The following is a 22216-nucleotide window of genomic DNA, read 5'->3' as shown; positions in this document are numbered from 1 at the left end:
GCGGGCTCACCCGGGTGCCGGGGGACCGGGTCGCAGACGGACGGGCTGAACAGCAGCCGCAGGAATGGGGGTCTGGAAGCACGGAACCCCGCACGGCGCGGCCGAGCGGGGTTCCGAGGATCATGACACCGCGGAGCGGCGCGTCATGCGGGGATCAGATGAGGGACTTGGCGCCGGCGCGAGCCTTCTCGAAGCGCTCGGCCACGTCCGCCCAGTTCACGATGTTCCAGAAGGCCTTGACGTAGTCGGCCTTGACGTTCTGGTAGTCCAGGTAGAACGCGTGCTCCCACATGTCCAGCTGCAGCAGGGGGATGGTGGCCACGGGCACACCGTTCTGCTGGTCGTACATCTGCTCGATCACCAGGTTGCCGGCGATCGGCTCGTACGCCAGGATGGCCCAGCCGGAGCCCTGGATGGTGGTGGCCACAGCCGTGAACTGGTCACGGAAGGCGTCGAAGGAGCCGAAGAACTCGTCGATGGCCGCGGCCAGCTCGCCGGTGGGCTTGTCGCCACCGTCCGGGGACATGTTCTTCCAGAAGATGGAGTGGTTGATGTGGCCGCCCAGGTTGAACTGGAGGTCCTTGGAGAGCTTGGCGGCACCGGCGGCGTCACCGTTGGCGCGGGCCTCCTCCATCTTCTCCAGAGCGGTGTTGGCACCGGTCACGTACGTGTTGTGGTGCTTGTCGTGGTGCAGCTGCATGATCTGCGCGGAGATGTACGGCTCGAGCGCGGCGTAGTCGTACGGGAGGTCGGGGAGGGTGAACTTCTCAGCCATGGTGGATCGTCCTTTCCTGACGGGGCGTGATGTCTCCACTGTCCGTCCGGCGCGCGCCACGGGTCAAGGACGTTCAGCCGCCAGCGTACGGGGGCGGGCACCCCGTCACGATCCGTCACACCGGCACCCTGCCCCGGAGCGTCCACCCCGGTCTCGCCTACTCTCGGGGCATGCCAGCCCACGACGCCGCGTCCCCGCTCCCGCTCCCCGCTGCGGGTGCCAACGCCCCGGACCCGGGCCCAGAACCTGGCCCGGTGGCAGACGCCGGGCCCGGCGTTGAGAGCGAAGAGGCACCCGGGCGGCGTCGTCCCTCGCCACGGGTGGACCCCGGTGCACTGGAGATCGAACCCGCCCGGGCCGTGCACGCCCGGGGCATCGTGGAGCTGCGGGACAGGCTGGCCCGCTGGATGATAGGGCGCGGCATCGACCAGTGGCGCGAGGGCGAGTACGCCGTGGAGCACGTGGCACAGGAGGTCGAGCGCGGCGAGTGGTGGGTCGTCGAGTCCCCGGAGGACCCGGCCCGTGTGCTGGCGAGCGTGCGCGTGATCTGGGAGGACCCCGAGATCTGGGGCGAGCAGCCCGTGCCCGCCGGGTACATCCACGGCGTGGCGGTGGACCGCTCCCTCAGCGGCACCGGCACGGGCTCGCGTCTGGTGCGTGCGGCAGAGCGGGCCATCGCGGCCTCCGGACGCACGGTCGCCCGCCTGGACTGCGACGTGACCAGCCCCCCGCTGCAGCCGTTCTACACCGGGCTGGGGTACTCGCCCCGCGGCGCGGTGGACTTCGACGTGCCCGGCATGGACTACCGGGTCAGGGTCATGCGCATGGAACGCTCCCTGCCGCAGCCCACGGACCCGGCCGACTCCCCGCAGCAGCGCGCGCGGAGCTGACTACCGGTCTCACGCCCGCTGCGGACGGTGCCGCCGAGGCGCCTTGCGGTGCGCCGGCGCGGTGCGCGGCGAGGGCACGCCCCCGGGTGCATGCGCCGCCCCTGCGGCGTGCGACTCGGTGGAGCGGGTGGCCGCGCGAGCCACCGGGTGCCGGGCCACGAGGTCCCGGCGCATGGCCTCCAGTCCCCTGGTGGTGTACCGGCGGGACATGGCGCGCGTCCACGGCAGCTTCCACCACAGCGCGCCGCGCACGCGGTAGTCCGTGCGCATCTGCACCGAGACCCCCGTGGCCGTGGCGTGCCACGTGTACTCCATGAGCATGTCCACGCAGCCCCGGGTGGTGCGGAACATGAGGGACTCGCCCGGCACGCGGTCCGCCACGATCAGCGTGAAGTCCACGGGCAGCGGCCCCACGGACGCCCGGAACTCCAGGGCCGACCCCACCGCCAGCTGGTGGTCCGGGCTCGTGGGCCAGGTGAACTCCACGCCGAACCAGCGCCCCATGTCCCGGGGGCGCCCGAAGGCGTGCTCGAACTCCTCGAGCGTCACGGGTACGTCCTGCTCAGCGAGCAGGGTGAAGCTGCGGTCGTCGTTTTCGACCATGGTGGTGCGAACAGTCATTGTTTCCCCCCTTTGGGCGTGCCTCTCCCCGAGCCGCTCGTCCCACCGAGCGGCTCATTGCACGCAACTCATCAGGCCTCCAATCTTATGCAAAGACGACAAAACGTCACCCCGCCCGAGGAGTTGTGACGGGTGCACAGGCGGTGGAGAAAGGTTGTCCACAGCGGTGGAAAATTCTGGGGAAAGCTCGAACGCGTGTTCGACCGCACCGGTGGGACGCGCGCGGTCCGACCTGGAAACCACCCACTGACCTGGCCAAATGCCCGAGACTGAGAGTATCGGTGATGGCGCGGGAGACACGCCTCACTTATCCACGCTTGTGGACAATCCTTGTGGACAACTGCTGGTGTCCACCCTTCTGGGCGTACCCACCCCCACTTCGGGGGACAGTTGTGTGACGGTGTTTTCTCAGCCGACGGGAATGACCCGCAGCCACTGGAAACCGTGCGCCTCGAGCAGCGCACCGCCCCGCAGGTCCACCGCGGCCTCCTCGTGGAGGTCCACCGCGGCCGGGAGGAAGCCGCTCAGGGTCTCCCCCGTGACGAACTGGGCCCAGTCGCTGAAGTTCGCCAGGCACAGCACCACGCTGTGCGCCCCGGGCCGCTGGTAGCCCAGCACGTGGGGGTTGTGGGTGGTGAACGGGACCAGCGCGGTCCCCTCGAACTCCGGGGTGCGGCGGCGCACGGCGATCATGCCCCTGATTCCCCCGTAGATCCGACCCTGGACCGAGAACAGGTCGTGGCGCCGCTCGTGGTCGGCCGCGGAGAACTCGGGGCGGTGGACCCACCGGGCGTCCTGCGCGTGGGCGGGATCCTCCTCCCACCGGGCGTCGTTGAGCTGGCCCACCTCGTCCCCCAGGTAGAGCAGGGGCAGCCCCCCGGTGCTCATGGCCAGGGAGTGCGCCAGCAGGATCCGGTCCACGGCCGGGCCCGGCTCGCTCTCCAGCCCCAGCAGGGACGCGGTGGTCCCGCAGATCCGGCAGTCCCCCGTGCGGGGGTTGTCCTGGAACGCCACGCCGTGGGCGAAGCTGCCGGGGTGACGGCCGGTGTAGAACGCGTTGAGGAAGCGGCGGTGACCGGCCGGGTCGATTCCCAGCCGCGCGGCGTCGTCGTCGGAGAAGGTCCACCCGATGTCGTCGTGGCCCCGGACGTAGTTCACCCACGCGGTGGCCTCGGGGGTGGTGTGGCGCTCGGCGAGCGCCGCCGAGAGCAGGGTGACGTCCCGCGTGGCCATGGCCTCCCAGGTGAGCGCCATCTGCAGCGGGTTGTAGGACAGCGCGCACTGCTCCGGGTGGATGTAGCGGGCCACCTCGTCCGGGTGCACGATCGCCTCGGACTTGAACTCCACCGCAGGGGCGGCGAGCGCCGCGACGGCCTTGAACGCCCGCAGCAGGTCGTGGACGGGCGGCTGGGACTCGCACGAGGTGCCCAGCTGCTTCCAGATGAAGGCCACGGCATCCAGGCGCAGCACCTGCGCCCCCTGGTTCGCGAGGAAGAGCATCTCCCCGGCCATGGCGTGGAAGACGTGCGGGTTGGAGTAGTTGAGGTCCCACTGGAAGCGGTGGAACGTGGTCCACACCCAGCGGGGATCGGGGTGGAAGGGGCTTCCCGCGCGACCCGCGGGCGTGCTGTCCACCCGCGTGAAGACCCCGGGGTGGTCGTCGGGGAAGATCTCGCGGGCCGTGCGCTCGAACTCGTCCGGGACGGTGCGGTCCCGGTAGATCCAGTAGAACCGCTCGTGGAAGGGGTCCCCCGCCGTGGCGGCCCGGGCCCACTCGTGCTCGTTGGAGGTGTGGTTGAACACGAAGTCCAGTACCAGCGCGATCCCGTGGGCGCGCAGCTCGGCCGCGAGCTCGGCCAGCTCCGCCATGGTCCCGAGCGCGGGGTCCACGCGGCGGTACGAGGAGACCGCGTAGCCGCCGTCCGAGTTGCCTGCGGGGCTCTCGTAGAGGGGCATCAGGTGCAGGTAGGTCAGTCCCAGCTCCCGGAAGTACGGGATCCGCTGCCGCAGCCCGGCGAGCGTCCCGGCGTAGCGGTCCACGTAGCACACACCCCCCACGGCCTCCCGGGACGTGAACCACGGCGTCCGGTCCTCGCGCGTGCGGTCCAGCTCCCTCAGCTCCCGGGGGCGCTGGACGTAGGCCTCCCAGGCCGTGTCCACCGCACGGGCCACGGTGTCCCAGAAGTCCTCGTCCGATCCGTAGACGGCGTACAGGGATGTGATCAGGTGGTCCACATGACGGGTGAGCCTGCCCGTGAAGACCTCACGGTCCCGGGGATCCACGCGGGTGTCCCGCAGCAGCTGCTCGCGGACGGCGTCCAGCAGCTCGTCGCGTCCGGTGATCCGGTGGGGGATCGCGTCGTCTGGCCGCACGTGACCATGCCTCCTCGGTGGGCGCGCGGAGCGCCCGTGGGATGTCTCTCCGCCCGGGATCCCCCTTGACACCGGGTCCTTCTCCGGCCGCCACCACCCACGGGCGGGCACGGCCGCCAACCAGCATAGACACGCGCCCGGTCGTCCCCGCCAGGTGACGTGCTCATGACCAGGGGGTCACCCGCCGTTCACTGCACAGCGTGTGCACAGAGTTATCCACAGGGGTGGAAAACCCCTGTTCACAGCAGACCGGCCACGTGGGGTGACACCCGCATCGCCGCAGGTCAGGAGCGCCCTGTGTGGAATCCCACAGCGTGTGGACAACCCTGTGCAGAACCGGTGAACAGTGCCAACCGTTCCCGGACGCCACCGAGTTCTCCATGTACACGCACTCTGGCTGACGGCCTGTCGCACGCACCACTAACGCTGTACTTTCGGGCTTACAATGACGAAAGGGGTGCGTCCATGCGACCCACAGCACTGGTCACAGGCGTCGGCCGCTGCAACAGTCTCGGAGCGGCCATTGCCGTCCGTCTTGCCGCAGAGGGTTGGGACCTCGCCCTGGTCCACTTGCCCGGCTACGAGACCCGCGTCGGAATCTCGTCAGGAGACGACGACGCCGACCAGATCGCCGACGAATGTCAGGGCAGTGGAGCAACAGTGATGTTGTTGCCGGCGGACCTGACTGATCCGGTGGTTCCCGAGCAGCTCGTGCGGCGTGCCGGTGCAGACGGTACCCTCACGGCTCTGGTGCTGGCCCATTCAGAAGGCGTCGACAGCTCGATCCTGGACGCCACCGTGGCAAGCTGGGACCGGCACTACGCGGTGAATGCACGCGCGTCGTGGCTGTTGATCAAGGCCTTCGCCGAGTCACTTCCCGATCATGTCAAGACTCAGGCCTCTGGGCGCATCGTGGCGCTGACCAGTGACCATTCGGCATTCAACCTCCCATACGGCACCAGCAAGGGTGCGCTGGACCGACTGGTCACCGCAGCAGCCATCGAACTCGCACCGCTCGGTGTGCGATCCAATGCGATCAATCCCGGCCCGATCGACACCGGCTGGATGACCCCCGAGATCAAGGACCACCTCACAACCATGACTCCTGCCGGTCGCCTCGGAACGCCCTCGGACACCGCCGACCTCGTCGCCTTCCTGCTGTCCGAACAGGGAGGGTGGATCACGGGGCAGGTGCTCCACAGCAACGGTGGGTTCGGGGTGGCATAGCCCGAACAGCGCCCAGATGGTGGGGGCCCGCGGGCGCACATGAACACCGCATGACGAACGCCCGGCGGCACCCCCTCGCGGGAGGGCACCACCGGGCGCACCGTGGACTGTCCGGATCAGGAGGCGTGGTCGTACCCGTGGTCCTTGAGCCACTGCTTCGCGGCGTCCGCCGGGTTCTGCTGCTCGTCCCCACTGACCTTGCGGTTCAGGTCGATCAGGTCCTGCGTGGTGAGCTTGCCGGAGAACTCGTTCAGCGCGTCCACCGCCTTCTGGGGCAGCCGGTCCGGCGCGGTCAGCGGCAGCACCTGCTGGGCTATGAAGTTGTCCTTGGGGTCCTCCAGCACCACGAGCTTCTGGTCCTGGATCGCCGGGGTGGTGGTGAAGATGTCCGCCACCTGCGCGTCCCCCTTGGTGAGGGCCTGCACGGTCAGGGGGCCGCCGCCGTCGTTGATGGGCTGGAAGGACTTGAAGGAGCAGTCGTACCTCTTCTTCAGACCCTCGGTGCCGTAGGCGCGCTCCTGGAACTCGGGCGGGCCGGCCATCACCAGCTCCCCGCACACGGAGGAGAGGTCCGCGATGGACTTCAGGTGGTACTTGTCCGCGGTGGCCTGGGTGACCACCAGGGCGTCCTTGTCCTCGGCCTTGGAGGCATCCAGGACGGAGAGGTCCTGGCTCTTCAGCTTCTCGGGCAGGGCCTTCATGATGTCCCCCGCGGACGCGGCGGTGGCGTTCTTGTCCGCGAACAGGAGCAGGTTGCCGGAGTAGTCCGGGACCACGTCCACGGAACCGTCCTTCACGGCACCCACGTACGCCTCCCGGGCACCGATGCCCGGCTTGGTCTCCACGGTGACACCGGCGTCCCGCAGCACACCGGCGTAGAGCTCCGCCACCACCTGCGACTCGGGGAAGTCCGCCGAGCCCACGGTGACGGTGTCGGAGGAGCCGCCCGAGGCGTCGTCGTTCTTGTCGTCCGAGAGCGGGTCCGAGCCGCCGCCGCACGCGGTGAGTGCGAGCAGGGCCGTGGCTGCCACGGCCGCCCGGGCGGCGGGGCGCCAGCGGGCGCGGGGGGATGACTGCGTTGTCATGGTCGATCTCCTGTCAGTCTGAGACCCGGCGAGGTCACCAGGCGTTGTACGAGTGCGAGCACCGCGTCCGCGGCCAGTGCGAGCACGGCCACGAGCACCACGGACGCGAGCATGCGCGAGTAGTCGCGCACCGCCAGTCCGTCGATCAGGTAGCGGCCCAGCCCACCCAGGTTGATGTAGGCCACGATGGTCACGGTGGCCAGGACCTGCAGCGCGGCGTTGCGGATCCCGCCCAGGATCACGGGCAGCGCCACGGGGACCTCCACCCGGAACAGTGTCTGGGACTCGGTCATCCCCAGGGACCGGGCGGCGTCCACCAGCGCCGGGGACACCGCCGCGATCCCGGAGTACGTGCCCGAGAGGATCGGCGGGACGGCCAGCAGCACCAGGGCCAGGATGGGCGGCACGAGCCCCAGTCCCATGAGCAGGGTGAACAGCGTGAGCAGACCCAGGGTGGGCAGCGAGCGCAGCGCGCCGGCCAGGCCCACCACCACGCCGCCACCGCGGCCGGTGTGGCCCACCCACAGCCCCAGGGGCACCGCGACCACCAGGGCGATCGCCATGGTCAGGGCGCTGTAGCCCACGTGCTCGAGCATCCGGTGGGGGATGCCCGCGACACCCGCCCAGTTGACGGGGTCGCCCAGGAAACGGGCGGCGTCGGCGAAGAGACTCATGCGGGGGCACCTCCGGACTCCACGGCGGCCAGGGCGGCGTCGCCGGTCCTGCTTCCGCCGTCACCACGACGCCGTGTGGCCGGGTGGGTGCCACCGCTCCCGGTGCGCTGCCAGCGGGTGAGCGCGTGGCCCAGCAGGCGCAGCAGCTGGTCCAGCACCACGGCGATGACCACGGTGGCCACGATGCCCACCACGATCTCCGAGATGATCGAGCGGCGCAGCCCGTCCGTGAACAGGGTGCCCAGCGACTGGATGCCGATCACGGCGCCCACCGAGACCATGGAGATGTTGGAGACGGTGGCCACGCGCAGTCCGGCGACCATCACGGGCACCGCGAGCGGCAGCTCCACGCCGAAGAACCGGCGCGCGGGCCTGTACCCCAGGGCCGTGGCGGCCTGCAGGACGTCCCGGTCCAGGGACTCGAACGCGTCCACGCACGAGCGCACCAGGATGGCGACCACGTACAGGCTCAGGGCCACGATCACGTTGCCCACCGAGGTGATTCGCGTGCCCAGGACCAGGGGCAGCACCACGAACAGCGTGAGCGAGGGGATGGTGTAGAGCAGCGAGGAGCCCGTGACGAGCACCGGCCGCAACCACCTGTTCCCGGCGGCCAGTCGGGCCAGCGGCACGCTGACCAGCAGGCCGATGAGCACCGGGACCACGGACTGCACCAGGTGCGAGCCCGCGAGCTCCAGGACCGAGGACCAGTTGTGCGTCAGCCAGTTCACGCGCGCCCCGCTCCCTGCCCGCGGGTGGAGCGCTGGCTCTCGATCGCCCGCATCACGGCCTCCCCGGGGACCACGCCGGCCACCGCGCCGTCGTCCGTCACGGCCACGGCCTGCCCGGACGGGGAGGACAGTGCGGCGTCGAGCGCGGTGCGCAGCGAGTCGCCCCGGCGCCACAGCGTGCCGCCCACGCGCAGCTCCTCGCGCCCGGCCGCCTGGCCGCGCGCGTCCACGGGCAGCCAGCCGAGGGGGTGCCGGCGCCCGTCCACCGCGAGCACCCAGTCCGACGACGCCGCGGCGCCGGTCTCCTGCCACGGGGCGGGGTTCTCCCCGGCCGGACCCACCACGGTGCGCTCGCCGGTGTCCGCGTCCACCACGGAGACGGGCCGCAGCTGGACGGCGGCGTTCTCGAAGCTCAGGGAGCGGAAACCGCGGTCCCGGCCGATGAAGTCCGCCACGAAGTCGTCGGCGGGCGCGCGCAGCAGCTCCTCGGGAGTCGCGTACTGGGCCAGGCGGCCGCCCCGGGCGAAGACCGCCACGCGGTTGCCCAGCACCACGGCCTCGTCGATGTCGTGGGTCACGAAGATGATGGTGCGGTGCAGCCTTCGCTGCAGGTCCAGCAGCTCCTGCTGCAGGTCGTGGCGCACCACGGGGTCCACGGCGGAGAACGGCTCGTCCATGAGCAGCACGGGCGGGTCCGCGGCGAGCGCCCGGGCCACGCCCACGCGCTGCTGCTGCCCGCCGGAGAGCTGGGCCGGGTACCGGGTGGCCAGGGACTCGTCCAGGCCCACGGCGGCCAGCAGCTCACGGGCGTCCGCGCGGGACTGCCTCTTGGACACCCCGTTCAGCCGCGGGACGGTGGCGATGTTGTCCTCCACCGTCTTGTGCGGCAGCAGACCCGACTGCTGCATCACGTAGCCCATGGAGCGGCGCAGCTGCGCGGCGGGAACCGTGGAGACGTCCTGGCCGTTGACCTCCACCACGCCCGATGTGGGTTCCACCATCCGGTTGAGCATGCGCAGCGAAGTGGTCTTCCCGCAGCCGGAGGGACCCACGAACACCGTGAGCGAGCCGGTGGGAACGTCCAGGTCCAGGTTGTCCACCGCCGCGGTGCCGTCCGGATAGACCTTGCTCACTCCGCGATAGCGGATGGCCATGTCGGTCATGGGGTCCGTGTCCCTTCGTAGGCGTTGCACCATCCTAGCCATCCGCAACAATCAGTGGGCTAACCATCCGACGCTCCGGGGGCCAGGAACTGCCGCGGGATCCGCTCCGCACCGGGCACGTCCGCCAGGAGCCGGGGGTCCACGGGGACACCGCGGCGCAGCACACTGATCCCGCCGCTGGGCTCGTGCAGCACGCACGCCACCTCCGCGTAGGAGCGCACACCCGCCCGGCGCAGCGCACCGTTGAGCTCCGCCCGCGTGATGTGGGCACGGCGCAGGGCCTCCTCCTGCACGTCCTCCCCGATCATCAGCAGCCGGGCCGGCGCGTTGAACAGCCGCTGCCACCGCGGGCGCGCCCCGAGCCGCCCGAAGGCCACCTCCAGCAGGAAGAGAGTGGCCAGCCCCAGCACACCGCTCATCAGGGTGGGCGGGTGACCCAGGATCACGCGCCCGGCCACAGCCCCCAGCATCACGGAGACGACCACGTCGAAGGTGGACATGGCCGAGAGCACCCGCTGGCCCAGCAGACGCACGAACACCAGGAACACCAGGTAGATCCCCACCGCGGAGAGCACCACCCCCACCGCGTGCGGGAGGGTGATGCCCAGTTCAGCGGCCAACGTCTCCCGCACGCTCAGGAACCGTCCGTGGCGAACTGGGTGTCGTGCAGCTCCGCGTAGCGCCCACCCTGGGCGAGCAGCTGCGTGTGGGTGCCGCGCTCCACGATCCGCCCCGCCTCGACCACCAGGATCTGGTCCGCGCTGCGGATGGTGGACAGCCGGTGGGCGATCACCACGGCGGTGCGCCCGGACATGGCCTCGTTCAGCGCCGCCTGCACGTGGGCCTCACTGGTGGAGTCCAGTGCGGAGGTGGCCTCGTCCAGGATCACCACGCGCGGGTGCGCCAGGAGCAGCCGGGCGATCGTGAGGCGCTGGCGCTCGCCGCCGGAGAGCCGGTAGCCGCGCTCCCCCACCACGGTGTCCAGGCCGTCCGGCAGCGACTCGATCACGTGCCGCAGCCGCGAACGGTCCAGGGCGTCCCACAGGTCGGCGTCCGTGACGCCCTCACGAGCCACGGAGAGGTTGGCCCGGATGGTGTCGTGGAAGAGGTGCCCGTCCTGCATGACCATCCCCACCCCGTGGCGCAGGGAGTCGAAGGTGGTCTCCCGGACGTCCTGCCCGCCGATCCTCACGGCACCGGAGTCCACGTCGTAGAGCCGCGCCACCAGCTGGGCGATGGTGGACTTGCCCGCCCCGGAGGAGCCCACGAGGGCCACGGTGTGACCGGGGGCGGCGCGGAAGCTGACGTCGTGCAGCACCTCCTCGCCGCCGCGGGAGTCCAGCACCGCCACGTCCTCGAGGGACGCGAGGGAGACCTTGTCCGCGGACGGGTAGGAGAAGGACACGTGGTCGAACTCCACGTCCGCCGGGCCCTCGGGCAGCGCCCGCGCCGTGGGGCTCTGCGCGATCAGGGGCTTGATGTCCAGGACCTCGAAGACGCGCTCGAAGCTCACCACCGCGCTCATGATGTCCATGTGGGCGTTGGCGAGCAGCGTCAGCGGGGTGTACAGCCGGGTCAGCAGCATGCCGAGCGCCACCACGGACCCGGCGTCGAGGTGCCCCATGAGGGCCTGGGCGCCGCCCACGCCGTAGACGAGGGCCAGGGCGAGCGCGGAGACCAGGGTCAGGGCGGTGACGAAGGTGGTCTGGAGCATCGTGGAGCGGATCCCGATGCCCCGCACGTCGTTGGCGCGGGCGGCGAACTGCCGGGACTCCTCCGCGGGGTCGCTGTAGAGCTTGACCAGGGTGGCACCACCGGCGGAGAACCGCTCGGTCATGCGCGTGGACATCTGGGCGTTGTACTGGGCGGACTGGCGTTGCAGCGCGGCCAGTCTGCCGCCCATGGCGCGCGCGGGGACCAGGAAGATGGGCAGCAGCAGCAGCGAGAGCAGTGTCACCTGCCAGGAGATGGTGACCATCACGCCCACTGTGAGCAGCAGGGACACCAGGTTGGAGACCACGCCGGAGAGCGTCCCGGCGAAGGCCCGCTGCGCGCCGATCACGTCCGTGTTCAGCCGCGAGACGAGCGCCCCGGTGCGGGTGCGGGTGAAGAACGCCAGCGGCATGGTCTGCACGTGGTCGTAGACCGCGGTGCGCAGGTCGTAGATCAGCCCCTCGCCGATCCGCGCCGACTGGAGCCGGCTCAGCAGGGAGAGCCCGGCGTCCGCCACGGCCACCGCCGCGATGGCCACGGCGAGCCACACGACCACGGAGATGTCGTGGCCACCCGTGATGGCGTTGACCACGCGACCGGCGAGCACGGGGGTCACCACTCCCAGCACCGCCAGCACCACGGACACCAGCACGAACGCGGTGATGGCGCCCCGGTGCGGCCGGGCGAAGGACGCGATGCGGCGCAAGGTGGCCCCGCTGATCCGGTGGTTCTTGCTGTCCTGGCCACTCGTGGTCCGCCACAAGGCGGTGTACGCGCTCTGCATGCTCATTCCGCACACCGTAGACCCGGGATCCGACGCCCCCGGCATCCGTCCGCCCACGGTGGAACGGGGCGCGCCCGTGCCCCGTTCCACCGTGGTGCCGGGTCTACCGCGCGGCCACGTGCCGCCCGGGGCGGCGGTGCGGATTGCTGAAGAACAGCACGGCCACGACACCCACGGCCACCACGGCGGCCGGGAGGTAGAACGTCTCTCCCATGGCCCGCGCGAAGGAGTGGGCGACCTCGGGAGGCATGGCGTGACCGCTCGGTGCCTGCTCGCTCGCGGCTGCGGCCATCGCCCCCAGGTGGTGGCTCAGTCGGGAGTCCATGAGGGAGGCCACCGCGGCGCTGCCGAGCACGGAGCCGAACTGGCGGGTGGTGTTGAAGATGCCCGCTCCGGCCCCTGCGTAGCGCGGCTCCAGGGTGCGGGTCGCGGAGACGGACAGGGGTGACCACATGAAGCCGTTGCCCACCCCCAGCAGTGCGGCGATGCAGAGCAGCTCGAGAACGCTCGTGTCGGCGTCGAGCCGCAGCCCGTACCAGGCCAGCCCGGCGCCGAAGCACAGCAGGCCGAACCCGGCGATCAGTGCGGGGTGGTGCCTGTCCACGAGCCGCCCCACCACCGGGGCCAGGACGGCGGAGATCAGGGCCATGGGCACCAGCAGCAGCGCGGCACGCGTGGGCGTGTAGCCGTGGACCACCTGCGCGTAGATCATCAGCGGGAAGGACATGGCGGTGATCGCGAAGCCCACCGCCGTGATGGCCACGTTGGCCAGGGTGAAGTTGCGGTTGGCGAACAGGTGCAGGGGCACCAGGGGTTCGTGGCGGTTGACCTTCTGCCACCACACGAACACGGCGAGGACCACCACACCCAGGACGAGCAGAAGCGGCACCGAGAGGATGCCCGTGATGGTCCCCCAGTCGTACTTTTCACCCTCCTGGATTCCGAAGACCAGGCAGAACAGGCCCGCCGCGGAGAGCAGCACGCCCAGCAGGTCGAAGCCGCGGGCGTGGCCGGGGAGGTCGGGGACGAGCCGGACGGCCATGATGAAGCCCACGACCCCCACGGGCACGTTGACGAAGAAGATCCACTCCCAGCCGCCGTGGTCCACCAGGAGGCCGCCCAGGATGGGCCCCACGAGGCTCGCGATGCCCGCGGTGGCACCCCAGGCACCCATCGCCTGGCCGCGCCGGTCCGCGGGGAAGATCCGCGTGATCACGGCCATGGTCTGCGGGGTCATCAGCGCCGCGCCCAGCCCCTGCACCACGCGCGCGGTGATCAGCATGCCGATGGTCCCCGAGAGCCCGCACCACAGCGAGGAGAGGGTGAAGACGGCGAGTCCCGCCAGGTACACGCGCTTGGTCCCGAACCGGTCCCCCAGGCGTCCGGTGACGAGCAGGGGCACCGCGTACGCCAGGAGGTAGGCGCTGGTCACCCACAGCACCTGGTTCAGGGTGGAGTTGAGGCTCGTCACGATGGTCTGGGTGGCCACGGAGACGATGGTGGAGTCCACCAGGATCATGAAGAATCCGATGCACAGCGCGCTCAGCGCCGCCCAGGGGTTGTGCTCGCGGGGTGTGCCCCGCTGCGCGCCGTGGGCCGCTCGGGCGTGGGCGCGGGTGTCCGGACCAGCGGGGGTCACGGTGTGGGCCATGAAAGTTCCTTCGAGTCGAGGGCGGCATCCAGCTGCTCCACCCGTACCGCCGGCGCGGAACGGACCTGCCCCGGGCCCAGCGTGACGCACACGCCCAGTGCCAGGGGGGATGTCATGCCCCCAAATATTTCATGTGGAACAGTCCAGCTCGAACACCTGCCCCAGCCGTGATCAGAAGAGCGCACCCGGCCCCTCCTCGGAACCCGCGGTGCCGGTGGGTGCTCCAGAGGGAGTAACGTCGCGTGCGCTCCCCCGGACACTTCGCAAGGACACTCATGACATCGCCGAGCCAGACTGATCCACACCAGCCGGATGCGCTGCAGGCAAACCTGAAGCCACGCCACGTGAGCATGATCTCTCTGGCAGGGGTGATCGGGGCAGGACTGTTCGTGGGTTCCGCCCACGCCATCCAGCTGGCCGGCCCTGCCGCCATCATCAGCTACGCCGCCGCGGGTCTGGTGGTGGTTCTGGTCATGCGCATGCTCGGGGAGATGGCCACGGTGAACCCGGACACCGGGTCCTTCAGCGTGTACGCGGACAGAGCCCTCGGCAGGTGGGCAGGATTTTCCATCGGGTGGCTGTACTGGTGGGCGTGGGCTCTCATCATCCCGGTGGAGGCCACGGCAGGTGCGCAGATCCTCACCACCTGGTTCGACTGGCCGCAGTGGGTCTTCGCCCTGCTGATCACCGCGGTCCTCACCGGCACCAACCTGGTGAGCGTTGGCAACTACGGCGAGTTCGAGTTCTGGTTCGCCCTGATCAAGGTGGTGGTGATCGTGGGCTTCATCGTGCTGGGGGTCCTCGCCATCCTGGGGCTGCTTCCCCACAGCCCCGTCTCCGGGGTGCACGGCCTGTTCGACCACGGTTTCTTCGCCCACGGCATCGGTGGCGTGTTCGCCGCCATGCTCACCACCACCACCACGTACCTCGGCACGGAGATCGTCACCATTGCCGCCGCGGAATCGGACCACCCGGTGAGCGGCATCCGGAAGGCCGTGAACAGCGTGATCTGGCGGATCTCGCTGTTCTACCTCGGATCGGTGTTCGTGGTGGTGGCCCTGGTGGACTGGACCCGCCCGGAACTGGCCCAGGTGGGTTCTTACCAGTTCACCCTGGACAGCATCGGGCTGGGAGGACTCACCACGGTGCTGGACCTCGCCATCCTCACCGCCGTGGCGTCGTGCCTGAACTCGGCCCTCTACACCGCGAGCCGCATGGCCTTCAGCCTGGCGCAGCGGGGTGACGCCCCCGCCGCGTTCGCTCGCACCAGCTCACGCGGGGTCCCCGTGGCCGCCATCCTGGCCAGCGTGGTGGTGGGATTCGCGTGCGTGGTGCTCAACTACGTGCTTCCGGACCGCATCTTCGGCTACCTGCTCTCCACGGCGGGATGCGCGGCCCTGTTCGTCTACCTCTGCATCTCGTTCACGCAGCTCCGTTCGCGCCGGGCGCTCGACGCCGCCGGGATGCGGAGCGGGGTGCGCATGTGGCTCTTCCCCTGGCTCACGTACGCCACCATCGCGTTCATCCTGCTGGTGCTCGTGATGATGGCCTTCGACCCGGAGCAGGCCCAGAACCTCTGGTTCAGCCTGATCGTGCTCGCCGTGGTGCTGGCCGCAGGCTTCTGGCGCCACGGGTTCACGGGCGGGAGCGACAGGGCCATCGTGGCGGCCGCGGAGGCCCAGGAGCACGTCTGAGCGGTCCGGGAGCAGAACCCGGCCGGGGCTCCGTGGGGGGGGTGCACCCCGGCTCCCGCCCTGACGACGCCGCCCGACGGGCCTTCGCGGGGCCCCTCACGCTGCGGGGCCGGTGCTCCCGCACTCCAGGCCCATTGCGCCGCGGGCGTTGGAACCGCAGTTGAGCGCCCGGCCGATGTCCGCGAGCTGCCCCACCTGCTCGGGGGAGAGCCGGTCGAAGACGATCTCGCGGACGTGTCGCACGTGGGCCGGTGCGGCCTCCCGGATGCGCTCCAGACCGGCCTCGGTGATCTCCGCAACCACCACGCGGCGGTCGTCCTGCCGCCCCTCGCGGGTGACGAGCCCGTCCTTTTCCATGCGCGCCACGATGCGCGACAGCCGGGACTGGGACGTGTTCGTGGCCGTGGCCAGGGCGGACATCTTGTGCCGGTGGTCCGGCGCCTCGGACAGCATGGCGAGCACCAGATATTCCGCCAGTGACATGTTTTCCTCGCTGCGCAGCTGGCCCTCCACGGAGCCCGGCAGCCGGAACATGATGGACACGAGGGCGAGCCACGCCTCCCGCTCGTCCTGGGACAGCCACTTCGTCTCACTCATGCCCCCGAGTGTAGTGAGCATATATTGACACGGCAAATGTTTCTCGGACTCACCGCCGGCTGCCGGGCCACCGACCTGGCCCATAATGGGGCCATGGACTCCCTCGCCACCTGGCCAGCACCCGTGACCGTCGACGACCGGGGGTTCGACGCCGCCGCCATGCGCCAGCTGGGGCGGGCGCCGTCGCCCTCCGCAGGGAAAGGCGGGGCGGGGAGCGGGACCGCCGAGGGTGCCGCGGGAACGGCCGCGGCCGCGAAGCCCACGCTCGCGGAGCGACTGACCGCCTCCCTGCTGCTGGTCATCCCGGTGGTGACCGCCGTGGTGGTGGTGCTGAGCGCGCTGCGGTGGTCGGACACGCACCAGGGGCTGTGGCTGGGGGTCATCGCCGTGGTGCTGGTGCTCGCCGCCGTGTCCTGGGTGTCCGTGCTGCGCCGCTCCTTCGCGAAGGCCCAGGGTCACCTGGCCGCCCGGCTGCCCGGGGTCGTCGGCCACGGGGTGGGGATCGTGCGCGAGCTGGAGGTGGAGTCGCCGTTCGACGAGAACGGTGTCTCGGACACCGTGACCGCCCACCTCACCCTGCGGGTCAACCCCACCCAGGGGCCCGCGTTCACCGGGTACGTGGATACCGTGTACCGGGTCGCCGATGCGGAGAAGCTGGAAGTGGGAGTGCACGGACCCGTGCGCTACCTGCGCTCGGACCCGGAGGCCACGGTCACCGTCGAGACCCGACTGGACGAGGAGAAGGTGCAGCGGATCTACCGCGCCGCCGCGATGAACTGAGGGCGTACCGGCCGGGTGGTCGCGGGCCAGTGAGCGCTCGTCCGGCAGACGGTGGCTCGCGCGGGACGGCCCGTGCAGAACCGGGAGCACGAACCTAGAGCGCCGGGTGCTCCCGCTCAGAGGCGGCCCCGCGGGCGGGACGGGGGACGGTGGCGCGGGCCCCGGAGGCGCGCAGCGCGGAGGAGCCGCCGCGGGACGCACCGGCCGGCGGGACGGCGTCGTGCTGGTCGGTCTGCGCCTCGGGCTCGTCGACCGACTCCACGGCGGGCTCGGTGACCACGCGTGTGCCGGTGCCGCGGGCGCGGGACGGCGAGTCGTCGATGCCGGTGATGCTCACCGCCATCACGTTCAGGGCGATGCCCAGGATGGTGAGCAGCCACGCCAGCACCGATACGGAGGCCACGGCGAAGAGCAGCCCGAGCACCACGAGCGCGAGCGAGGTGAGGTACGCGGGGGTCTTGGCGCGCCGGAAGTTGAACTGCATGATCCCATTTCATCATGTTTCCGGGGTGCACCACCCCCGGGGTGAGCCCGGGGCCTGGCACTTCACCCAGAACTTAACGGCTTGTCAGGCCCGCTCCGGCGCAGTTGACTGGATCCCAGTCGCCCACGAAAGGACACACTCCCATGGCCCGGAACCAGACCCTGAAGCTCAACGACGGCAACACCATCCCCCAGCTCGGATTCGGCGTGTGGCAGGTGGACGCGGACGTCGCCGAGGACGTGGTGGCAAAGGCCCTGCAGATCGGCTACCGCCACATCGACACCGCCAAGATCTACGGCAACGAGGAGGGTGTGGGCCGTGCGATCGCCAACAGCGGCATCCCCCGCGAAGAGCTGTTCGTCACCACCAAGCTGTGGAACGAGGACCAGGGCTACGAGTCCACGCTCGAGGCCGTGGACAAGTCCCTGGAGCGGCTGGGCCTGGACTACGTGGACCTCTACCTCATCCACTGGTCCCAGCCGGAGAAGGGCAAGTACCTGGACACCTGGAAGGCGTTCCAGGAGATCAAGGCCTCCGGCAAGGCGCGCTCCATCGGCGTCTCCAACTTCACGGAGAAGGCCCTGCAGGACGTCCTGGACACCGGTGTGGTCCCCGCCGCCCACCAGATCGAGCTGCACCCCTACTTCAACCAGCGGGCCATGCGGGAGATCGACGCCCGGCACGGCATCGTCACCGAGGCATGGTCGCCGCTGGGCCAGGGCAAGGCGGACCTGCAGGACGCCACCGTCCAGGAGATCGCCCGGGCCCACGGGGCCACCCCCGCGCAGGTGGTCATCGCGTGGCACCTGGCCATCGGCAACGTGGTGTTCCCCAAGTCCGTGACCCCGGAGCGGATCCAGGAGAACTGGGACGCCCAGGACCTCACCCTGAGCCAGGAGGAGGTCGCCCGGATCGACGCCCTGACCCGCGACGACGGCCGGATCGGCCCCGACCCCGCCGACTTCAACGACTGAGTCCCGCACCCCGCGCGAGCCACCGCCGCCCCCGGAACCCTCCCACGAGGGCCCGGGGGCGGCGTGGTGGTGGGTCGGAGGCCGGAGCACGGCCCGCGCGGGTGCATCATGGTGAGTTATGAGTCACCACACACCGGACGGCGCGCCCACCGGCGGCGCCCCCACAGCAGCAGACCCGCACAACCCCACGGGTCGCAGGAACTTTTTCGGCCAGCCCGGGATGCTCGCCAACCTCTTCTCCGTGGAGATGTGGGAGCGCTTCTCGTTCTACGGCATGCAGGCCCTGGTCCTGTACTACATGTACTACCCCGCCACGCAGGGTGGTCTGGGCATCGACGAGGGTGTGGCCGCGGGCATCGTGGGCGCCTACGGCGGCACCGTGTACCTGTGCTCCATCCTGGGCGGCTGGGTGGCGGACCGGCTGCTCGGCTCCGAGCGCACCATGCTCGCATCGGCCGTGCTCATCATGTTCGGCCACATCGCCCTGGCGTTCATCCCGGGCGTGGCCGGCCTGACCATCGGCCTGCTGTGCATCGCCGTGGGCTCCGGCGGCCTGAAGACCACCTGCGTGAGCCTCGTGGGCACCCTCTACGACCGTGAGGACCCCCGCCGCGACGCCGGCTTCTCCATCTACTACATGGGCGTGAACATCGGCGCGCTCTTCGGCCCGCTGCTCACGAGCTTCGCGTGGGGCACGTGGGGCTTCCACGCCGGCTTCGGGATCGCGGCCGTCTTCATGGCCCTCGGCCTGGTGCAGTACCTGCTCACCCGCAAGGGCCTGCCCGCCTCCGTCCACACCGTGGCGAACCGGCTCCCGCGCTCGCAGTACGGCAAGTGGATCGGGATCGCGGTGGCCTTCCTGGTGGTGGTCCTGGTCCTGCTGCTCACCGGCGTCCTGAACCCTGGCAACCTGGCGAACGCCGTGATCCTGGTGGTCGTGGTCGCGGCCGTGCTGATCTTCGTGAACATGCTCCGGGACAAGGACCTCTCCGCGGACGAGCACTCCCGCGTGATCGCGTTCATCCCCCTGTTCATTGCCACCGCGGCATTCTTCTCGCTGTTCCAGCAGCAGTTCACCGTGCTGGCCATCTACGCGGACACCCGCCTGAAGCTGTCCGTCTTCGGCCTCGACTTCCAGCCGTCCGTGGTGCAGTCCATCAACCCGGTCTTCATCATCCTGCTGGGCATGGTCTTCGCCGCCGCGTGGACCAAGCTGGGCACCCGGCAGCCGAGCACCCCCGTGAAGTTCGGGCTGGCACTGCTGCTGATCGGCGTGGCGTTCCTGCTGTTCATCACGCAGGCGCACACCCCGTCCGTGTTCGTGGGCTGGATCGTGCTGGTGCTGTTCTTCGCCACCCTCGGTGAGCTGTTCCTCTCCCCCGTGGGCCTGTCACTGGCCACCAAGCTCGCGCCGCGGAAGTTCCCGGTGCAGATGGTTGCGCTCTACAACCTCTCCGTGGCGCTGGGCACCGCGCTGTCCGGCTCCCTCGCGGAGTTCTACTCCCGTGAGAACGAGGTGGGCTACTTCGGCACCATGGGCGCGATCACCATCGTGCTCGGGATCCTGATGCTCCTGGTGTCCAAGCCCATCCTGAAGCTGATGCGCGGCATCCGCTGACCTTCTTTCCCATCACCTCGCGCCCCGCACCCACCCGGGTGCGGGGCGCGTGCATTCCGTGCGGGCGGCGTCGTCCTCGGCGGACGGAAGGACGACGACGCCCACGACCTGCGCGTCCGTGGCCGCCGGGGGCACGCGCATACCTTAAAGTTGCCTGTACGAATGAGCCGTGAGTCACAGTCCACCCCGCGGGGACGACCGTGCCGGACGGCACGAGGGCGAACCCCGGAGGACCACATGAGCGATTCCACGACACCGCGCGGCGCCACCCCCGCCGCGAAGACCCACGGGCCCACACCCGCGGGCGAAGGCACCGACCCCTCGGGGCAGAGCCACGAGCTCAAGCGGGTGATGGGTCCCGGGCTGCTCCTGCTGTTCATCGTGGGGGACATCCTGGGCACGGGCGTGTACGCCCTGACCGGCAACATCGCCGGGGAGATCGGCGGTGCCGCGTGGGCCCCCATCCTGGTGGCGTTCGTGGTGGCCACCATCACCGCGTTCTCCTACCTGGAGCTCGTGACCAAGTACCCCGGGGCCTCGGGTGCCGCGCTCTACACCCACAAGGCGTTCGGCCTGCACTTCCTCACCTTCCTGGTGACGTTCGCGGTGCTCTGCTCGGGACTCACCTCCGCGGCCACCGCGTCCAGCACGGTGGCCTCGAACTTCGCGAAGGGCTTCCACCTGGACCTCAGCCCCGTGGGCATCACCGTTGTGGCCGTGTGCTTCATGGCACTGCTGGCGCTGATCAACCTGCGCGGGGTGTCCGAGTCCGTCAAGCTGAACGTGGTCCTCACGTGCATCGAGCTCACCGGCCTGCTGATCGTGATCCTGGTGGGCTTCTGGGCCGCGGCCCAGGGCAACGCGGACTTCAGCCGCACCGTCATCTTCGAGACCAGCGAGGACAAGGGCATGTTCCTGGCGCTGACCTCCGTGACCTCCCTGGCCTTCTTCTCCTTCGTGGGCTTCGAGGACTCCGTGAACATGGTCGAGGAGACCAAGGACCCCACGCGCAACTTCCCCCGCGTGATGCTGATCGGACTGTGCCTGACCGGTGTGATCTACGTGCTGGTGTCCCTGTTCACGGTGGCCATCGTGCCCATCGGCCAGCTCGGCGAGTCCACCACCCCGCTGCTGGACGTGGTCAAGATCGGCGCGCCGGGCGTGCCCATCGACACCATCTACCCGTTCCTCACCATCTTCGCCGTGGCCAACACCGCGCTGATCAACATGCTCATGGCGTCCCGCCTGCTCTACGGCATGGCCAAGCAGGGCGTCCTGCCCGCCTTCCTGGGCCGCATCCTGCCCGGCCGGCGCACCCCGTGGACGGCCATCGTGTTCACCACGGTGCTGGGCATGGTGCTGATCGTGCTGGTGAACAACGCCATGGGCAAGGGAACCGCCTCCGCGCTGGGCGGCACCACTGCCCTGCTGCTGCTGGCCGTGTTCACCGTGGTCAACGTGGCCGCGATCATCCTGCGGCGCGACCGCTCCCAGGAGGACCACAAGTACTTCCACGCACCCCGGATCCTGCCCTACTTCGGGGCCGTCACGTGTGCGTTCCTGCTGGGTCCGTGGGCGCAGGACACCATCGAGTACCAGATCGCCCTGGTGCTGATCGCCCTGGGTGTGGTGCTGTGGCTCGTGAACTTCCTCTACGCCCGGCTCTTCACCGGCCGCCGCACCAGGTTCCAGCACCCCGAGGACATCGCCCACCTGGAGGACGTGGACCGCTGAGGTCCACCCCCACCCCACCCGTCCCTTCCACGCACACGGAGTTGTCATGAACATCGTCGTCGGATACCTGCCCACGCCCGCGGGCCGCGCCGCCCTGCGCGCCGCCATGGACGAGGCCGCCCTGCGCTCCGCGGGGCTCGTGGTGGTCCAGGGCCACCAGAACAGGCGCTGGACGCGCCACGCGGAACCCGAGGAGACGGAGACCGCGCTGCGCGAGGACCGCGCCGCCCTGGACGCGAGCGGCCTCGACTACGAGCTCGTCCCCGTGGAGGACGACGCCGATCCCGCCGACGTCATCCTGGAGGTCACCGACCGCGAGCAGACCCAGCTGCTGGTGATCGGCACCCGCAGGCGCACACCGGTGGGCAAGCTCATCATGGCCCCCACCACGCAGCGGCTCCTGCTGGAGGCGGGCTGCCCGGTGCTGTGCGTGAAGGCGGGACACCGAGCCGACTGAGCCCGAGCTGCGGCGACAAGACGACGGCGGGGGCGGGCCGCCTGGGGTCCGCGCCCCCCCGCGGCCGGGGGCCCGGTGGGTGGGGTCAGTTTGGGGGCCCCCCCCCCCCCTTTGATTTCGGGGTGTCCCCCCCCCGCCCCCCCCAGGAGGAGGAGATCCCGGAGCTGGAGATCGACGTGGACGAGCTGCTG

Annotated in this window: 21 protein-coding genes; 8 read left to right on the top strand and 13 right to left on the bottom strand. The window is 70.2% G+C overall.

What is annotated here, in order from left to right:
• Window positions 1-154 precede the first annotated feature (154 nt).
• The gene (locus tag Q4A22_RS00105; protein WP_303176480.1) at window positions 155-775 is read right to left on the bottom strand and encodes a superoxide dismutase; all 621 of its coding nucleotides are present in this window, start codon (window positions 773-775) and stop codon (window positions 155-157) included.
• A 170-nt stretch (window positions 776-945) separates the two neighbouring features.
• On the opposite strand from Q4A22_RS00105, the gene Q4A22_RS00100 reads away from it, so the two are divergent.
• Window positions 946-1665, top strand: coding sequence for an N-acetyltransferase (locus tag Q4A22_RS00100; protein ID WP_303176478.1), 720 nt, complete (start codon window positions 946-948; stop codon window positions 1663-1665).
• A gap of 9 nt (window positions 1666-1674) precedes the next feature.
• Here Q4A22_RS00100 and Q4A22_RS00095 read toward each other — a convergent pair whose 3' ends face one another.
• Complete coding sequence (locus tag Q4A22_RS00095) at window positions 1675-2286, bottom strand: hypothetical protein (protein ID WP_303176476.1); 612 nt, start codon at window positions 2284-2286, stop codon at window positions 1675-1677.
• Window positions 2287-2694: 408 nt separating this feature from the next.
• On the bottom strand, window positions 2695-4659 hold the full coding sequence (locus Q4A22_RS00090; RefSeq protein WP_303176474.1) for an alpha-amylase family protein: 1965 nt from the start codon (window positions 4657-4659) through the stop codon (window positions 2695-2697).
• Window positions 4660-5124: 465 nt separating this feature from the next.
• On the opposite strand from Q4A22_RS00090, the gene Q4A22_RS00085 reads away from it, so the two are divergent.
• Entirely contained in the window at window positions 5125-5886 is a 762-nt protein-coding gene (locus Q4A22_RS00085; protein ID WP_303176472.1) for an SDR family oxidoreductase, read from the top strand.
• A gap of 116 nt (window positions 5887-6002) precedes the next feature.
• On the opposite strand, the gene Q4A22_RS00080 is transcribed toward Q4A22_RS00085, so the two are convergent.
• The 8 genes from Q4A22_RS00080 to Q4A22_RS00045 all read right to left on the bottom strand — a co-directional run bounded on the left by Q4A22_RS00080 (window position 6003) and on the right by Q4A22_RS00045 (window position 13803).
• Window positions 6003-6971: an ABC transporter substrate-binding protein gene (locus Q4A22_RS00080; protein ID WP_303176471.1), complete on the bottom strand. Its 969-nt coding sequence runs from the start codon at window positions 6969-6971 to the stop codon at window positions 6003-6005.
• Window positions 6968-7645 carry an ABC transporter permease gene (locus Q4A22_RS00075; RefSeq protein ID WP_303176469.1) on the bottom strand — a complete coding sequence of 226 codons (678 nt, stop codon included), beginning with the start codon at window positions 7643-7645 and terminating at the stop codon, window positions 6968-6970. The genes Q4A22_RS00080 and Q4A22_RS00075 overlap by 4 nt, the downstream gene beginning before the upstream one ends.
• Entirely contained in the window at window positions 7642-8376 is a 735-nt protein-coding gene (locus Q4A22_RS00070) for an ABC transporter permease (protein ID WP_303176468.1), read from the bottom strand. Before Q4A22_RS00070 ends, Q4A22_RS00075 begins: the two co-directional genes overlap by 4 nt.
• Window positions 8373-9539, bottom strand: a complete 1167-nt coding sequence (locus tag Q4A22_RS00065) for an ABC transporter ATP-binding protein (RefSeq protein WP_303176466.1) — start codon at window positions 9537-9539, stop codon at window positions 8373-8375. The genes Q4A22_RS00070 and Q4A22_RS00065 overlap by 4 nt, the downstream gene beginning before the upstream one ends.
• Window positions 9540-9598: 59 nt before the next feature.
• Window positions 9599-10171: a DUF421 domain-containing protein gene (locus Q4A22_RS00060; protein WP_303176464.1), complete on the bottom strand. Its 573-nt coding sequence runs from the start codon at window positions 10169-10171 to the stop codon at window positions 9599-9601.
• Window positions 10172-10173: 2 nt separating this feature from the next.
• Window positions 10174-12042 carry an ABC transporter ATP-binding protein gene (locus Q4A22_RS00055; RefSeq protein WP_303176463.1) on the bottom strand — a complete coding sequence of 623 codons (1869 nt, stop codon included), beginning with the start codon at window positions 12040-12042 and terminating at the stop codon, window positions 10174-10176.
• Between the two features lie 97 nt (window positions 12043-12139).
• Window positions 12140-13687: an MFS transporter gene (locus Q4A22_RS00050; RefSeq protein ID WP_303176462.1), complete on the bottom strand. Its 1548-nt coding sequence runs from the start codon at window positions 13685-13687 to the stop codon at window positions 12140-12142.
• On the bottom strand, window positions 13672-13803 hold the full coding sequence (locus Q4A22_RS00045) for a hypothetical protein (protein ID WP_303176461.1): 132 nt from the start codon (window positions 13801-13803) through the stop codon (window positions 13672-13674). Before Q4A22_RS00045 ends, Q4A22_RS00050 begins: the two co-directional genes overlap by 16 nt.
• A 234-nt stretch (window positions 13804-14037) precedes the next feature.
• On the opposite strand from Q4A22_RS00045, the gene Q4A22_RS00040 reads away from it, so the two are divergent.
• Window positions 14038-15381 carry an amino acid permease gene (locus Q4A22_RS00040; protein WP_303176934.1) on the top strand — a complete coding sequence of 448 codons (1344 nt, stop codon included), beginning with the start codon at window positions 14038-14040 and terminating at the stop codon, window positions 15379-15381.
• A gap of 96 nt (window positions 15382-15477) precedes the next feature.
• On the opposite strand, the gene Q4A22_RS00035 is transcribed toward Q4A22_RS00040, so the two are convergent.
• On the bottom strand, window positions 15478-15978 hold the full coding sequence (locus Q4A22_RS00035) for a MarR family winged helix-turn-helix transcriptional regulator (RefSeq protein ID WP_303176460.1): 501 nt from the start codon (window positions 15976-15978) through the stop codon (window positions 15478-15480).
• 36 nt (window positions 15979-16014) lie between these two features.
• Between Q4A22_RS00035 and Q4A22_RS00030 the strand changes: the two genes are divergently transcribed.
• A complete protein-coding gene (locus tag Q4A22_RS00030) occupies window positions 16015-16758 on the top strand; it encodes a hypothetical protein (protein WP_303176459.1) in 744 nt (247 codons plus the stop codon).
• 94 nt (window positions 16759-16852) lie between these two features.
• Here Q4A22_RS00030 and Q4A22_RS00025 read toward each other — a convergent pair whose 3' ends face one another.
• A complete protein-coding gene (locus tag Q4A22_RS00025) occupies window positions 16853-17242 on the bottom strand; it encodes a hypothetical protein (RefSeq protein WP_303176458.1) in 390 nt (129 codons plus the stop codon).
• 143 nt (window positions 17243-17385) lie between these two features.
• Between Q4A22_RS00025 and Q4A22_RS00020 the strand changes: the two genes are divergently transcribed.
• From Q4A22_RS00020 to Q4A22_RS00005, 4 genes are all read left to right on the top strand, one after another.
• Entirely contained in the window at window positions 17386-18216 is an 831-nt protein-coding gene (locus tag Q4A22_RS00020) for an aldo/keto reductase (RefSeq protein ID WP_303176456.1), read from the top strand.
• 118 nt (window positions 18217-18334) lie between these two features.
• A complete protein-coding gene (locus Q4A22_RS00015; protein ID WP_303176455.1) occupies window positions 18335-19834 on the top strand; it encodes a peptide MFS transporter in 1500 nt (499 codons plus the stop codon).
• Window positions 19835-20071: 237 nt separating this feature from the next.
• Entirely contained in the window at window positions 20072-21568 is a 1497-nt protein-coding gene (locus tag Q4A22_RS00010) for an APC family permease (RefSeq protein WP_303176453.1), read from the top strand.
• Window positions 21569-21614: 46 nt separating this feature from the next.
• A complete protein-coding gene (locus tag Q4A22_RS00005; RefSeq protein ID WP_303176451.1) occupies window positions 21615-22025 on the top strand; it encodes a universal stress protein in 411 nt (136 codons plus the stop codon).
• The last annotated feature ends 191 nt before the right edge of the window (window positions 22026-22216 follow it).

Source organism: Kocuria sp., assembly GCF_030530945.1.
Lineage (GTDB): Bacteria > Actinomycetota > Actinomycetes > Actinomycetales > Micrococcaceae > Kocuria.
Note: the sequence above shows the minus strand (reverse complement) of the source record. Positions and strands in the feature narration are given on the sequence as shown.